The organism is Sphaerisporangium flaviroseum, assembly GCF_039537005.1.
Lineage (GTDB): Bacteria > Actinomycetota > Actinomycetes > Streptosporangiales > Streptosporangiaceae > Sphaerisporangium > Sphaerisporangium flaviroseum.
The window spans coordinates 258996-271367 of the sequence record NZ_BAAAZR010000043.1 but is presented as its reverse complement, the minus strand read 5'-3'; the positions used below and the strand labels follow the sequence as shown (position 1 = coordinate 271367).

The 12372-nt window shown below is 67.5% G+C and carries 13 protein-coding genes; 6 read left to right on the top strand and 7 right to left on the bottom strand.

Going from position 1 to position 12372, the window contains the following annotated elements:
- The gene (locus tag ABD810_RS36065; RefSeq protein ID WP_344951575.1) at positions 1-777 is read right to left on the bottom strand and encodes an ABC transporter permease; all 777 of its coding nucleotides are present in this window, start codon (positions 775-777) and stop codon (positions 1-3) included.
- Between the two features lie 41 nt (positions 778-818).
- Complete coding sequence (locus ABD810_RS36060) at positions 819-1760, bottom strand: ABC transporter substrate-binding protein (RefSeq protein WP_344951572.1); 942 nt, start codon at positions 1758-1760, stop codon at positions 819-821.
- A gap of 287 nt (positions 1761-2047) precedes the next feature.
- On the opposite strand from ABD810_RS36060, the gene ABD810_RS36055 reads away from it, so the two are divergent.
- The 4 genes from ABD810_RS36055 (at position 2048) to ABD810_RS36040 (ending at position 4901) form a co-directional block, all read left to right on the top strand.
- On the top strand, positions 2048-2839 hold the full coding sequence (locus ABD810_RS36055; protein WP_344951570.1) for an IclR family transcriptional regulator: 792 nt from the start codon (positions 2048-2050) through the stop codon (positions 2837-2839).
- Between the two features lie 81 nt (positions 2840-2920).
- A complete protein-coding gene (locus ABD810_RS36050) occupies positions 2921-4030 on the top strand; it encodes a LacI family DNA-binding transcriptional regulator (RefSeq protein ID WP_344951567.1) in 1110 nt (369 codons plus the stop codon).
- Positions 4021-4215, top strand: a complete 195-nt coding sequence (locus tag ABD810_RS36045) for a hypothetical protein (RefSeq protein WP_344951564.1) — start codon at positions 4021-4023, stop codon at positions 4213-4215. The genes ABD810_RS36050 and ABD810_RS36045 overlap by 10 nt, the downstream gene beginning before the upstream one ends.
- Before the next feature lie 74 nt (positions 4216-4289).
- Positions 4290-4901, top strand: coding sequence for a dihydrofolate reductase family protein (locus tag ABD810_RS36040; RefSeq protein ID WP_344951561.1), 612 nt, complete (start codon positions 4290-4292; stop codon positions 4899-4901).
- 380 nt (positions 4902-5281) lie between these two features.
- Here the strand turns inward: ABD810_RS36040 and ABD810_RS36035 are convergent, their stop codons facing one another.
- Positions 5282-5668, bottom strand: coding sequence for a hypothetical protein (locus ABD810_RS36035; protein ID WP_344951558.1), 387 nt, complete (start codon positions 5666-5668; stop codon positions 5282-5284).
- Positions 5669-5985: 317 nt separating this feature from the next.
- Positions 5986-6309: a hypothetical protein gene (locus tag ABD810_RS36030; protein WP_344951555.1), complete on the bottom strand. Its 324-nt coding sequence runs from the start codon at positions 6307-6309 to the stop codon at positions 5986-5988.
- A gap of 315 nt (positions 6310-6624) precedes the next feature.
- Here ABD810_RS36030 and ABD810_RS36025 point away from each other — a divergent pair, with 315 nt between their 5' ends.
- Both ABD810_RS36025 and ABD810_RS36020 read left to right on the top strand, forming a co-directional pair.
- The gene (locus ABD810_RS36025) at positions 6625-7584 is read left to right on the top strand and encodes a winged helix-turn-helix domain-containing protein (protein WP_344951552.1); all 960 of its coding nucleotides are present in this window, start codon (positions 6625-6627) and stop codon (positions 7582-7584) included.
- A 131-nt stretch (positions 7585-7715) separates the two neighbouring features.
- Positions 7716-9797 carry a hypothetical protein gene (locus ABD810_RS36020; RefSeq protein ID WP_344951550.1) on the top strand — a complete coding sequence of 694 codons (2082 nt, stop codon included), beginning with the start codon at positions 7716-7718 and terminating at the stop codon, positions 9795-9797.
- A 352-nt stretch (positions 9798-10149) separates the two neighbouring features.
- On the opposite strand, the gene ABD810_RS36015 is transcribed toward ABD810_RS36020, so the two are convergent.
- From ABD810_RS36015 to ABD810_RS36005, 3 genes are all read right to left on the bottom strand, one after another.
- The gene (locus tag ABD810_RS36015) at positions 10150-10491 is read right to left on the bottom strand and encodes a hypothetical protein (protein WP_344951548.1); all 342 of its coding nucleotides are present in this window, start codon (positions 10489-10491) and stop codon (positions 10150-10152) included.
- A gap of 364 nt (positions 10492-10855) precedes the next feature.
- Positions 10856-11608: a hypothetical protein gene (locus ABD810_RS36010; RefSeq protein ID WP_344951545.1), complete on the bottom strand. Its 753-nt coding sequence runs from the start codon at positions 11606-11608 to the stop codon at positions 10856-10858.
- Between the two features lie 180 nt (positions 11609-11788).
- A complete protein-coding gene (locus tag ABD810_RS36005; protein WP_344951542.1) occupies positions 11789-12145 on the bottom strand; it encodes a hypothetical protein in 357 nt (118 codons plus the stop codon).
- Positions 12146-12372 lie beyond the last annotated feature (227 nt).

Here is a 12372-nt window from a genome sequence, read left to right as displayed (position 1 = left end):
TCACGACGTCACCTCGCCTCGTACGGAGGGATGCCACGCGAGGACCCGGCGCTCCAGCATGCGTACGGCCAGGTTGACGACGATGCCGATGAGCCCGGCCAGCACCACCAGCGCGTACATGGTGGCGACGGCGCCGCTGGACTGGGCGAGCTGGATCTCCAGGCCGAGCCCCGGGCTGCCGATGACCAGCTCGGCCGTGATCGTGAGGATGAACGCCACGGCCGCGGCGAGCCTGAGCCCGGTCATGATGTACGGCAGTGCCGTGGGCCAGACGACGTACCGGATCCGGGACCACCGCGACAGCCCGTACGAGCGGGCCGTGTCGTCGGCCACCGTGTCCACGTCGGCGACGCCGTACATGACCTGGATCAGCACCTGCCAGAACGCGGCGTACACCACGAGCAGCAGCGTCGACCCGAGCGAGGCGCCGAACAGCAGGGTCGCCAGCGGGATCAGCGCCACGGAGGGGATCGGCCGGAGGAACTCGATCGTGGAGTGGGACGCGGCCCGCAACCCGGGGACCACCTCGATGACGACCCCGATGAGGACGGCGGTGAGGAACGCGATGGCCAGGCCGAGGGCCCAGCCGCCGATCGTCTCGCCCAGCGCCGTCCACAGCGCCGCCGTACGGACCTCCGCCGCCAGCGCGCCGAGTATCTCCGACGCGGGCGGCAGGAACCGCGGGTCGACGACGCCGAGCCGGGGCACCGCCTCCATCACCGCCAGCAGGCACGCCAGCCCCGCCAGGCCGTGACCCAGCTTCGCGCTCCGGGTCATCACCGACCCGGAGCGCCCCGTTCGAGATCCCCTCGACGCGGTCATGGCAACAGCGTTCCGAGGTCGGCCTTCTGCTTGAGCACGCCGTCGCCGAGGGCCGCGTCCGCGATGGCCTGGATGGACTCGCGGTTGATGTCCGTGGTCCACTTGGGCAGGACGATCTTGGCGATGACCGCGGGATCGATCTTGGTGTAGCTCTTCAGGATGTCGCGGGCCTCGTCAGGGTGGGCGTCGGCGTACCGCAGCGACTCGTTCATCGCCGCGGTGAACCGCTTGACCAGGTCCGGGTCGGTCTTGGTGGTGGTGAAGTACGTCGCCACGGTCAGGTTGGGCGCGGCGTCGGCGTAGTTCCACGCGACCGGCCGGGCTCCCTGCGAGATCGCCTGGCTGACGAAGGGCTCGACCACCCAGATGGCGTCGACGCGTCCCGCCTGCAGCGCCGCCGGGGCGTCGGGGAACGGCAACTCCACGAACGTCACCTGCGACGGGTCGCCGCCGGCCTTGCGCACGGAGGCCCGGATGGTGGTGTCGCCGATGTTCTTGAGCTGGTTGACGGACACCTTCTTGCCCGCGAGGTCCTTCGCGGTCTTGATCGGGCTGTCCTCCTTGACCAGCACGGCGCTGAAGTCCTTGCCCTCCTCACCGGTGGAGGAGACGCCGTTGGCGACCACCTTGATCGGCAGTCCCTGCTCCTTGGCGGTCAGCAGCGAGGTGACGTTGCCGAACGCGAACTGGAACTGGCCGCCGACCGCGCCGGAGATGCCGGCCGCGCCTCCCTGTACGGGGGTGATGGCAAGCTCGATGTTCTGCTTGTCGAAGAAGCCTTTGGCCTTGCCGAGGTGGATCGGGGCCGTGTCCACAATGGCGATCACTCCTGCGGTGACCTTGTCCTTACCACCGGCGCCCTCCGAAGAACCGGAGCCACAGGCCGCAGCCGGGATCACGAGGGCGGCTGCGAGCCAGATACGAACGGAGCGACGCATCAGCACTCCAAGGGGGTATTCCAAGTGATGTCAGATGTTCGGTAGGCGAACGAGCGTTCTTCAGAAGAACGTGTCAGTGAAAGCTACGCCTGCCGGTAGATCGCGTCAACGTTCATGAAACATCGGCGTTACACGGGTTGACCGGTCGGCCGGCCGATCAGTAGCGTCCGTGCCGAGAACAACTGTTCGTCGGACGAACATGCTTAGAAGGCAGGTCCACTCGCACGGAATCCGCTGACGCCCGTAGCACTGCTGGTATAACGGTCACCGCGGAAAGGGGGTCCACCATGGCGGAGGAGTACGTCCAGTCGCTGGCCCGGGGGCTGGCGGTCATCCGCGCCTTCGACGCCACCAGCCCGGAGCTCACGCTCAGCGAGGTGGCCCGCGCCACCGGGCTCACCAGGGCCGCCGCCCGCAGGTTCCTGCTCACGCTCGTCGAGCTGGGGTACGTCCGCACCGACGGCCGCCTGTTCGCCCTGTCCCCCCGGGTGCTGGAGCTCGGCTACGCCTACCTGTCCAGCATGTCGCTTCCCGAGGTGGCGCTCCCCCACCTCGAACGCCTGGTCGCCGAGGTGCACGAATCGGCCTCGGTCTCCGTGCTGGACGTCTCGGACATCGTGTACGTCGCCCGGGTGCCCACCACACGCATCATGCGGGTGACGATCAGCATCGGCACGCGCTTCCCCGCCCATTGCACCTCGATGGGCCGGGTGCTGCTGGCCTGGCTGCCCCCCGCCGAGCTGGAGGCGTACTTCACCGGGGCCACGCTGGAGCGGCACACCGCACGCACGGTCACCTCGCGGGACGCGCTCACCGCCGAGCTTGAGCGGGTCAGGTCCCAAGGGTGGTCCATGGTCGACCAGGAGCTGGAGGAAGGCCTTCGGTCCCTCGCCGCGCCCATCCGCGGCCGGAGCGGGCAGGTCGTGGCGGCGGTGAACATCTCCTCCCACGCCAGCCGCACCACCATCGAGTCCGCCCGCCGCGACCTGCTGCCCCCGCTGCTGGCGACGGCCGCACGCATCGAGGCCGACCTGCACACCACCGGCGGCAACCGCCGCACCGCCCTCCCCGCCACCTGAACGTGCCTTTGACGTCACCCACCGGCATCTCCCCGGTGACAACGTTGTCACGTACGGCTCGGATAGGCGATGATTCGGACCGTGGCAGAGACCAGGCGAGGGCGGCCGACGATGAACGACGTCGCCACCACGGCGGGGGTCGCGCTCAAGACCGTCTCCCGTGTGGTCAACGACGAGCCGGGGGTCAACGCGGCGACCGCCGAGCGGGTCCGTCAGGCCATCGATCTTCTGGGCTACCGCCGGAACGACGGCGCCCGCGTCCTGCGCCGAGGGCGCACGGCGAGCATCGGGCTCATCATCGAGGACGTGGCCGACCCGTTCTACTCCGGGCTGAGCCGGGCGGTGGAGGATGTGGCACTCCGCAACGACTGCCTGGTCTTCACCGGCTCCTCCGGAGAGGACCCGCAGCGTGAGCGCAAGCTGGTCCTGGCGTTCTGCGCCCGCCGGGTCGACGGGCTGGTCATCGTGCCCGCCGGCTCCGACCATGGGTACCTGGCCCCTGAGCTGAGCGCCGGGATCCACGCCGTCTTCGCCGACCGTCCCGCGGGGGCGGGGCTGGACGTCGACACCGTGCTGTGCGACAACGCCGGCGGGGCGCGGTCGGGGGTGGCCCACCTCATCGCGCACGGCCACCGGCGCATCGCGTTCCTCGGCGACAGCGCGGCCATCTTCACCGCCGCGGAACGCTTTCGGGGATACCGTCAGGCGCTGGAGGCCGCGGGCCTGCCGTACGACGAGTCACTGGTCGCCATGGGCACTCCCGAGCAGGCCCGGGTCCAAGCGGACCTGGGCCGCCTGATCGCGCTGGACGACCCGCCCACGGCCCTGTTCACCGGCAACGGCCGCACCACCGTCACCACCCTGCGAGCGCTGGAAGCCCTCCGGGCGACCACGGGGCCCCTGGACGACCACGGCGCCACCGTACGACCTCTGGGCGCCCCCGGTCCGCGGTCCCTTTACCCAGCCGGCCTGGACCTCGCCATCGTGGGCTTCGACGACTTCGAACTGGCCGACATGCTCACCCCGGCCATCACCGTGATCGCCCAGGACGCCGCCGGGCTGGGCCGCACATCCGCCGAACTCCTCTTCCGCCGCCTGTCCGGAGACGACCCCCCGGCCCAGCGCGTCCAACTCCCCACCCACCTCATCCCCCGCGGCTCCGGCGAACTCCCACCGCGATCGTGTCCGTAGACGCCCTGCGTCCAGTCGACTGGTCGGCCCTCGCTCAGACGGCGGGCTACTTCGACCGGGCTCACTTCACCCGGGAGTTCAAGGACTTCACCGGCCACATCCCGACGGAATACCTGGCCCTGCGGCGCCGCTTCCCCGCCGAGCAGGGGTTCCCGCCGGACAGCGGTCCGATGCCCGCCGATTGAGTTTTCACAAGCCCGGTTGCCCCCGGACGCGACAAGATTTGGAGGCGAATGCGCAAGAGACTCGAGGAGAGCCTATGGGCACAGTGATCATGCACAACGTGGTGTCGGTGGACGGCTTCGTCGCCGACAAGAACGACGACGTCGGGCCACTCCACGACTGGTACTTCAACGGCGACACCCCGATCACCGGAGGTGCCGACCAGGATTACGATCATTCCGGAGCTGGAACCGGTATCAAGGTCTCACGTAAATCGGCGGAGTACGTCCGCTCGACGTGGGAGACGATCGGCACGATCGTGATGGGCCGCCACCTGTTCGACCTGGTGAACGGCTGGGAGGGTCGGCCGCCCTCGGGCGACCACGTGGTCGTGGTGTCCCACCGGCCCAAGCCGGAGGGCTGGCACTCCGAGGCGTCGTACCATTTCGTCGATGGCGTGACGGCTGCGATCGACGAGGCCAAGGAACTCGCCGGGGAGCGAACCGTCGCCGTGAACGCCGGCGACGTGGGCGGCCAGATCCTCGCGGCCGGCCTCGTGGACGAGGTGGCGATGGACGTGGTGCCGGTGGTGTTCGGGTCGGGCAAACGCTACTTCGGCAGCGTCGATGGGCAGCATCTGCTGGAGGATCCCCACGTGGTCATCCAGGGCGAAGGGGTGCTACACCTGAGGTTCAAGGTGCGCCGCTAGCATTCGGCTCCGGAGATTCGTGCGCGGTAGCGGCCGATTACGCTGATGATCTGGTCGGCGCTCCTGGTCCAGGTGAACGGGTGGGCCTGAAGGAACCGCCCGAGCCGAAGGCGAGGACCATCTCCGCGAGGTCGCCGGCTACGCGGTCGGTGTGGCGTTCCTCCACTCCTGGCACAGCTGCTCAGGTCAAGCACATCCTCGGATCGGCCACTCATGCCGTACGAGCGTTCGAACTCGCCGTTAAGGCGGGGCGCCCGAGCGCCGTGGCCACGGCTACGTACGCTCGGACGCCATCACGCTGTTCGCCATCTTCGTCACCGCCGCCGGGAAGGTCATCTCTTGTCCCGTACCGGCGACGGGTAGGGTCTCAGGCGCTGGTGCTAGCAGGAGGTCCTGAACGTTCCCGATGTTTTTATCGTGCCCGTGCCGCTTTGCCAGACAGTGGTCCTGTACGTGTGGGTCCCTGTTCCGGCGCAGTTGTAGGTCACCACCGTGCCCTCATTGGCCCTGATCCAGATCGACGCCGCCACGGTCTCCCAGCCGTAGTACCGTGAACGCTCGAGCATGACGCGATAGTCACCGCTGCATGAGCCGGCGTATCCCTCGCCCCAGATAGTGGTGCCCGACTTCCACGGCGTTTTGGCGGCGGTGCCCCCGCAGGCCAGGGCAGAGGCCGACTGCGAGCCGACGGTCAGGGTGGCCGACAGTGCCAGGCCGAATGCCGCCGCGACGGTGACCATCCGACGGCCGATCTTACGTGACGCCATTGTCATCTCCTTGGGATCTCATTGGGCCCCGGCGATAATCGCCGAAAGCAGCGGGAATGGCGACCAGGCCGTTGACACAATGCCTGGCGTGCACATGCGCCGGAAATCGGCGAATACCATCGGCGCCTGATCGCGGTGAGATCGTTCTTACGACATATCCCACGACGAAGCCCTGCCGGCAGAGCGGCCGTACACGATTAAGTGGTTCCAGCGGGCGACGGAGGCGCTGTTCGACAGGGAGGCAGAGCCGGATACCCGTGGCCGGGTGGGGATCCGGCGCGAACGTTCAGCACCCGGCTACTGTTGGAGTTCCCTGGTCAGGGCTTTGTATTGCGCAACTCCCACGAGCCGGACGCGGGCTCTTCGCTGCTCTGGCAGCTGGCGATCGAGATCCCTTGGCCCACCTTTTTCCACGTACCGTACCGAGTCGTGTAAGACGAAGATCCGATTCTGTAGCACCGCACCTTGGCGCGGTAGTAACCCGTTCCGCTCGTGCAGTTCACCCAGTACTCGTGGAACGTGTACTTGTCACTGCAGTTGGAAGGCAGCGCGTGCGCGGTCGTCGCCGGCACGATCACCCCTCCGGCCATCAGTCCGCCGACCACGGCCGCCTTGAGCGCTACTTTGAATCCTGCCTTCATTGGGCTCCTTTGCCGTTGCGTCAACTGCCGCCCGACTCGTTTCCCCGGCACGAGAACTCGGCTCCGAATTCTCTTCCCCGCACGATCCGGTCGGCCTTTACCGCCATTGGTAGAAGCACCGTAATTATGGCCGGTTCTCGCCGTCAACGCTTTTCGGTCCTGCCTGAAACCCCCAGGTGGGAAGGCCGTCGCGGCCGTCGCGTGCCTACTCACGGTGATCCCATGACGACCGCGTTCCGGGAGTGAGCATGGTTCTGGCGGACAGCGCCTTTCAGCCCTGGCCGAAATGTCCTCCCTATGCAAGGGTCGATCGATATGATCAGTCTGCGGTTCACCGACGCCGATTTACGCAAGATCACGCTGGCGCCGGCGCCGAACGCCCTCTGGGAGACCGTGCTCGACGCGCGGCGCCTGCGCAGCAGGAGAGGGCCAGGGCCCGGCATGGAGCGAACGCGCTCCCGGACGAAGGCCGCCCTCGCACCTGGGGAAGGGACGCTCTGCGAGTTGCTCCAGTCGGAGGACTTCGTACCGGACTTCCTGTTGCAGCCGATGGCCGACGACTTCGCCACCGGCGTCGAAATGGCCGGCCAGACTCCGGCGGCGCGACTGGCCGACGACCTGAGCCGGCTGCCCTCCGCCGCCCAGGCGAGCCGTTGGGTCAGGGAACTCGCGGCGGGCGCTGAAGGGGCCTGGCAGATACTGACGAATGATCTGCGGAGTCGCTACTGCTCGTCGGTCGAACCGATGTGGTCCAAGGTACGGGCCAACGCCGTCGCCGATCGCTCTCTGCGCGCGGAGACCCTGCTCAGGGGCGGGGTCGATGCCCTTCTCACCACGCTCAACACCCTCTGGCTGTGGCAGCCGCCGGTGCTGCGGGTCCCGTCGCACTCCACGGCGGACGTTCCGCTGTGCGGTCGCGGGCTGCTGCTGATCCCGTCGTTCTTCGCGGCGGGGCCCATGGTGATGTACAGGCCGGACCAGTCGACGGTGCTGGTGTATCCCATGCACAACGGAGACCCTCCCTGCGGCCCGGCCGACGCACTCGGCCCCCTGCTCGGCCGTACCCGGGCGGCCGTCCTGGCCAGCCTGCGTGATGCGGCGACCACCACCGCCGTGGCCGAGCGGGTCGGCATCTCCCTCGCCTCCGCCAGCGAGCACGCCAGGGTCCTGCGAAACGCGGGGCTCATATCGACCGCCCGCCTCGGCGGGGCCGTGCTGCACACCCTGACCCCTGTGGGGGAAGCGCTTCTCGACGGGGACCACGCCTCGCGGTGAGCCGGGCGTGACCACCTCGAACTCCCCGCCGCGCGGCTTCCGCCTCTGTGCTCGGTCCGCTGTGAAGGTCCTGTGCCGGAGCGAGATGGCTGTCGACTCGGTATCCTCGCCATTCTCAGAACGATGTCCACGTGTCGAACGTCGCCGTGCTGGGGGGCCGTTTGGAGCTCGAAGGTCTGTCCGAGGCCGAGCGTCGCGTGTGGGAGGCGTTCCCGGCCGGCCGTGAGGTGAGCTTCATGACGGGCCGTGCGCAGGACGATCTCCCCATGAACGGTGGCGGCTGGGGATCCGACCGGACGGTGCGGGCCAGCGTGATCGCCGCCATGCTGCTCGGGGACGAGGCCCCCGTCGCCCATCGGATTCCCGCTCTGCGGATCTCCGGTGTGCGCGTCACCGGACGTCTGGAGCTCGCCTACTCCACGGTGCGGCACTCGGCCAGGCTGTCCTACTGCCACTTCGACGAGGAGCCGAGCCTCTACTGGGCGCGGTGCACCCAACTGAACTTCCGAGGGTCCTGGATGCCCGGGCTGAGCTGCTCCAACGCTCAGATCGAAGGACATCTGCGGCTGGAGGAGTGCCTGATGACGGGGCCGTTGCGGCTACGTGGGACGCACGTCGTCGGTGGTCTGATGCTGACCGGTGCCCACCTCACCGGGCCACGCGGCGTCGCCTTGTACGGTGAGCGCCTTCACGTGGGCCGCGACCTGTCCGCAGGTGGCGGTTTCACGGCGGCCGGTGAAGTGCGCCTTCTCAACGCGACGGTCGAGGGGACGACCTATCTGGATGGTGCGCGCATCACCTGTCCGAAGAAGGCGGCGCTGGTCCTGGACTCCATGATCACCGAAGGTGGTGTCTACTGCCGGGGCGCCCGGATCGTCGGGCAGGTCTCCGCCCGCCACGCCAGGTTCACCGGCCCGGTCATCCTCTCGGGAAGTGTGCTGTCCAATCCCGGTGGCCGGGCACTGCGTGCCACTCGCCTCACCGCCGACGGTGGCATGCACCTCGACTACGGGTTCACCGCGGAAGGCGCCGTACGGCTCACGCGATCTCGCATCGGCCGGCAGTTGAGTTTCAACAAGGCCAAGCTGATCCACCCCGACGGCGAAGCCCTCCAGGCCGAAGACCTCACCGTCGACGGCACGCTCACCTGCAACGGTCTGAGCTCCCGCGGGACGCTCTACATGCCCCACGCCCACATCACCGGATCGGCCGGCTTCGTCGGGGCGGTGCTCTCCACCCCTGGTGGCGTCGCTCTGCAGGCGAACGGCATGACCGTTGACGGAAGCCTGACGTGCACGGATGGGTTCCGCACCGAGGGAGAGACCGACCTCACGGATGCCAGGATCGGCAAGGGCCTGGACATGTCGGGAGCCCACCTCGGCAACCCGGACGGGGTGGCCCTGGACGCCGCGGGAGTCACCGTCGGCGGAGGCATGCTGTGTCACCGTGGATTCACGGCGGAGGGGGAAACCGTGCTGGTCGGTGCCCGCATCGGCCGTCACCTTCGTTTCTCAGAGGCGAGGCTCTCCGCACCGGGCGGAAACGCCCTTAGAGCACCGCAAATGGAAGCACGTGAGGTCATTCTCCAGCCGCGAGCCACCATCGAGGGGATCGTCGATCTCCGCCATGCTCGTATAGGCGTCATCCGGGACGATCCGGAGACGTGGCCCGTCATCCGCCAGGACGGGCTGAGTTACGAAGCCCTCGACCCCGACCTGCCCGCGAACCGGCGGCTGCGCTGGCTCGCCGCTGATCCCGATGGCTACCTGCCCCAGCCCTACGAGCAGCTTGCCGGGACCTATCGCCGTCTCGGCAACGAGACCGACGCCCGTACCGTGCTCCTGGCCAAGCATCGCAAGCGGCGTACGACTCTTCCGCTCTACGCCCGATCCTGGGGACTTCTCCAGGACTGGACCGTCGGGTACGGGTACCGTCCCGCTCGGGCCGGATTCTGGTTGCTCACGCTTCTGGTCGCCGGTGCGGCCGTCTTCACCGTCAACGGCCCTCCGCCTGTCGAAGCGGGCAAGGGCCCGGCGTTCAACGCCGTGATGTACGCGCTCGATCTGCTCCTCCCATTGATCGACTTCGGCCAGGAGAAGGCGTTCCAGCCATCCGGCGGTGGTCAGTGGGTCGCCTACGGTCTCATCGTGACCGGCTGGGTGCTCGCCACCACGATCGCCGCCGGAATCACCCGCGCCCTGTCACGCCAGTGAATGGCCCTCGCCTGGCGGGAACCGCCTCGAAGACGTCGGGCAGCCGTCACATTCGCGTCAGCCGTACGAGCGGGCGACCGGGCACTCACAGCCGCATGTCCGGATCCTTGGTATCTCGGCCCGCGGGACCGCCGCATCACTGGTGAAGCCTCCTGTGAGTCCTCTCAGCCCAGCTTCGCCACAGGATCTCCCGCACAAATTGCCGATCATGGCGGACGCATCGCGTGTCCCAGAACCGTCCTGATGGTGGATCACGACTGACCTCGCCCGCGTCACCAGCGCGACGCTCGTCGGCCACAGCTACGCCGGGATGGTGATCGCCGCCGCCGCCGATCGCGCCGGCGGCCGGATATCACGGCTGGTGCATCTCGACGCCTACGTGCCGCGCGATGGCGAGTCGTGCTGGTCGTCGAGCGGCTAGGAGCCGGGTGCGGAGTCCGGCGAACGGCATCCGGTTTTCCCATCCCGAGCAGTAGACGAACTCACGGCGGGGGACCTCGGCGAGGGTGCCGGTGAGCCGGATCGTCTGCACGAACGAGGCGAGGGGATGGGGACGGCGGCGGGGATCGCCGCCGTCCGGCGGTCGGACGGCGTAGCCGGTGGCCGCGGCACCGGCGGCGAATACTTTCTGGAAGTGCTCGTTCGTGGATCTTTCTTGATGGGTTGAGGGACAGCGGTAGGGCGTAAGCGTCATGAGGGCCGTCAGGCCCGCTGAAAGGCACTGCCCGAGCCGTAGGCACGGACCATTACAGGGGACGGTGCCGAACGTCGCACTCTCGGCAATCGACCCTGAAGATCGTCCGCAGACAACTGGACTCGTGCGGTCCTCAATGGCCGGCCTGTCGTTCGTGCGTCGATCCCGCACCCCGACCCCCCCGACCAGATTCGTCGCCACCTCCACGCACGATCCACCGTCCGAACCGACGAGGACGGCCTGCGGTTCGTCGCCTACGCGGCGCGAGACCGAACGGCGATCTTCGCCCTGCCCCTCTCCGGCACCGACCCCTCAACGGTCCGCGTCGCCCTCACCGCTCTCAGTACTTGAAATCGACTCTTGGTTATTTGAGCCTACGGTCTTTGAGAGCACGTTCAATGCCCTTCGCCACCTGCGTGTCTCCCCTGGCTCTCGCCGCCTGGAGTTGTTGTTGCAGATCCAACGTTCTCCCGAGCTTTGCAGCCTTTACGTGCCGGCCCGCTGGATCGCCGCCATCCTTGGCCGCCTTCCGGCCTTTAGCCTGCGCGTCTCGGACACGGCCGTCAGTGAGGGTCTTCTGGAAGGCTGCCTCATCTTTGACGAATTTCCTATCCGCGCGGCTACCCCTGCCGAACATGCCCATTCGATTGGTGTCGAGAAGCTGCTTCTTCAAGACGTCGAGAACGCCTCGCGCGACCTTTTTGCGCAGAGATACGACCGCCGCGTGCTGGACGGCCAGTCGCGCGGCGGCGATTCCAGGGTTTACCAGGGCCAGTGCGGCTGTAGCGACGAGACCGAAGGCGGCGAGTTGGAGGATGGGGATGGAATGCCCCCACAGTTTGAGTGCCCCGCCGGTTCGATAGGCCTCGTCCGCTCTGGCGAGCAATGCGTCGGCTTCCCCGCCCGGACCTGCGGCCGATTGTATGAACTTCTCGATGCCGGCCTCATGGTTTGCCTGCCCGAGGCCGTCGGTCGCACCCAGAATCCGGTCCGCGGACGCTCGAAGGGAATCACCGAGCGCGAAATGATCGGCTGCTCGCACCTCAAGCTGTTGAGGTGACCCCGTCGCAAAGAGCGGCATCACCAGCGAGAGGAGTTCATTGGGCAGGGCGTTCATATCGAATCCTCTACTTCACTTCACAGGCGCCGGCAGCCCGGCGCTTGATCCGTCAGGGTCTTGATGGGAGGGCTTCACCGTCGTGCCGTTTCCCAGGCGACTACCGGCACGATCGAGGTACGACTAAGGGGTTCGCGTCGTCGGGAGAGTACTGCCGTCGATCCGCGACTCCAGCGAACGCTAAAGAGATCGGACCCGGCCGGGCCCGTCAGCAAGCGAATTCGCAACGGCGTTGAAACCCTCAGCAGAGGACAGTTCCGTTGCCTCGTACCGATCGGCCATTATGCGCAGCCCGCCGCCGTGGTCTCCCAGCGATCGGTGCGAGGCCTCCATCATCGGTGACATCGGTTCGGCGAAGTGCGCGAACAACTGATGGATCACCCGGCCTAGTTCGTCATCGCCGAACCCGTCGGGACCCGACCAGTCCCGCTTGCTCATGGCGGCCATCTCCTCCGCCACGCGCTCGATCTCACTGGCTGCCTTCCGGAAGGTCTGAGGGTCCACCTGCAGGAAGTCGTCGATGTCGCGCTCCGCCATTTGATCTTCCAATCGAACGTATGGCTGCAAGGCCTACCTCATGCCCAGCATGGTCAAACGATGCGTTGAAGATCGTAGCCTCACATTCCCCTCAATGGAGGAGAGATGCAACAAGCAGGGGGTTGAACACGCTTCGCCGGACTTTCGTACGACATCTCGGCCACGGGGGCGGGCTCGCCACACGGACCCAGCGCTCCACCTCTTGACCTCAACTCCTGTTCAGGTCG

Coding starts and splice junctions, on each gene's coding strand:
- ABD810_RS36035 (WP_344951558.1), bottom strand. CDS start 5,668: ATGGCGTCACGTAAGATCGGCCGTCGGATGGTCACCGTCGCGGCGGCA.
- ABD810_RS36055 (WP_344951570.1), top strand. CDS start 2,048: ATGGCGGAGGAGTACGTCCAGTCGCTGGCCCGGGGGCTGGCGGTCATC.
- ABD810_RS36015 (WP_344951548.1), bottom strand. CDS start 10,491: ATGACGCTTACGCCCTACCGCTGTCCCTCAACCCATCAAGAAAGATCC.
- ABD810_RS36065 (WP_344951575.1), bottom strand. CDS start 777: ATGACCCGGAGCGCGAAGCTGGGTCACGGCCTGGCGGGGCTGGCGTGC.
- ABD810_RS36030 (WP_344951555.1), bottom strand. CDS start 6,309: ATGAAGGCAGGATTCAAAGTAGCGCTCAAGGCGGCCGTGGTCGGCGGA.
- ABD810_RS36010 (WP_344951545.1), bottom strand. CDS start 11,608: ATGAACGCCCTGCCCAATGAACTCCTCTCGCTGGTGATGCCGCTCTTT.
- ABD810_RS36005 (WP_344951542.1), bottom strand. CDS start 12,145: ATGGCGGAGCGCGACATCGACGACTTCCTGCAGGTGGACCCTCAGACC.
- ABD810_RS36040 (WP_344951561.1), top strand. CDS start 4,290: ATGGGCACAGTGATCATGCACAACGTGGTGTCGGTGGACGGCTTCGTC.
- ABD810_RS36060 (WP_344951572.1), bottom strand. CDS start 1,760: ATGCGTCGCTCCGTTCGTATCTGGCTCGCAGCCGCCCTCGTGATCCCG.
- ABD810_RS36025 (WP_344951552.1), top strand. CDS start 6,625: ATGATCAGTCTGCGGTTCACCGACGCCGATTTACGCAAGATCACGCTG.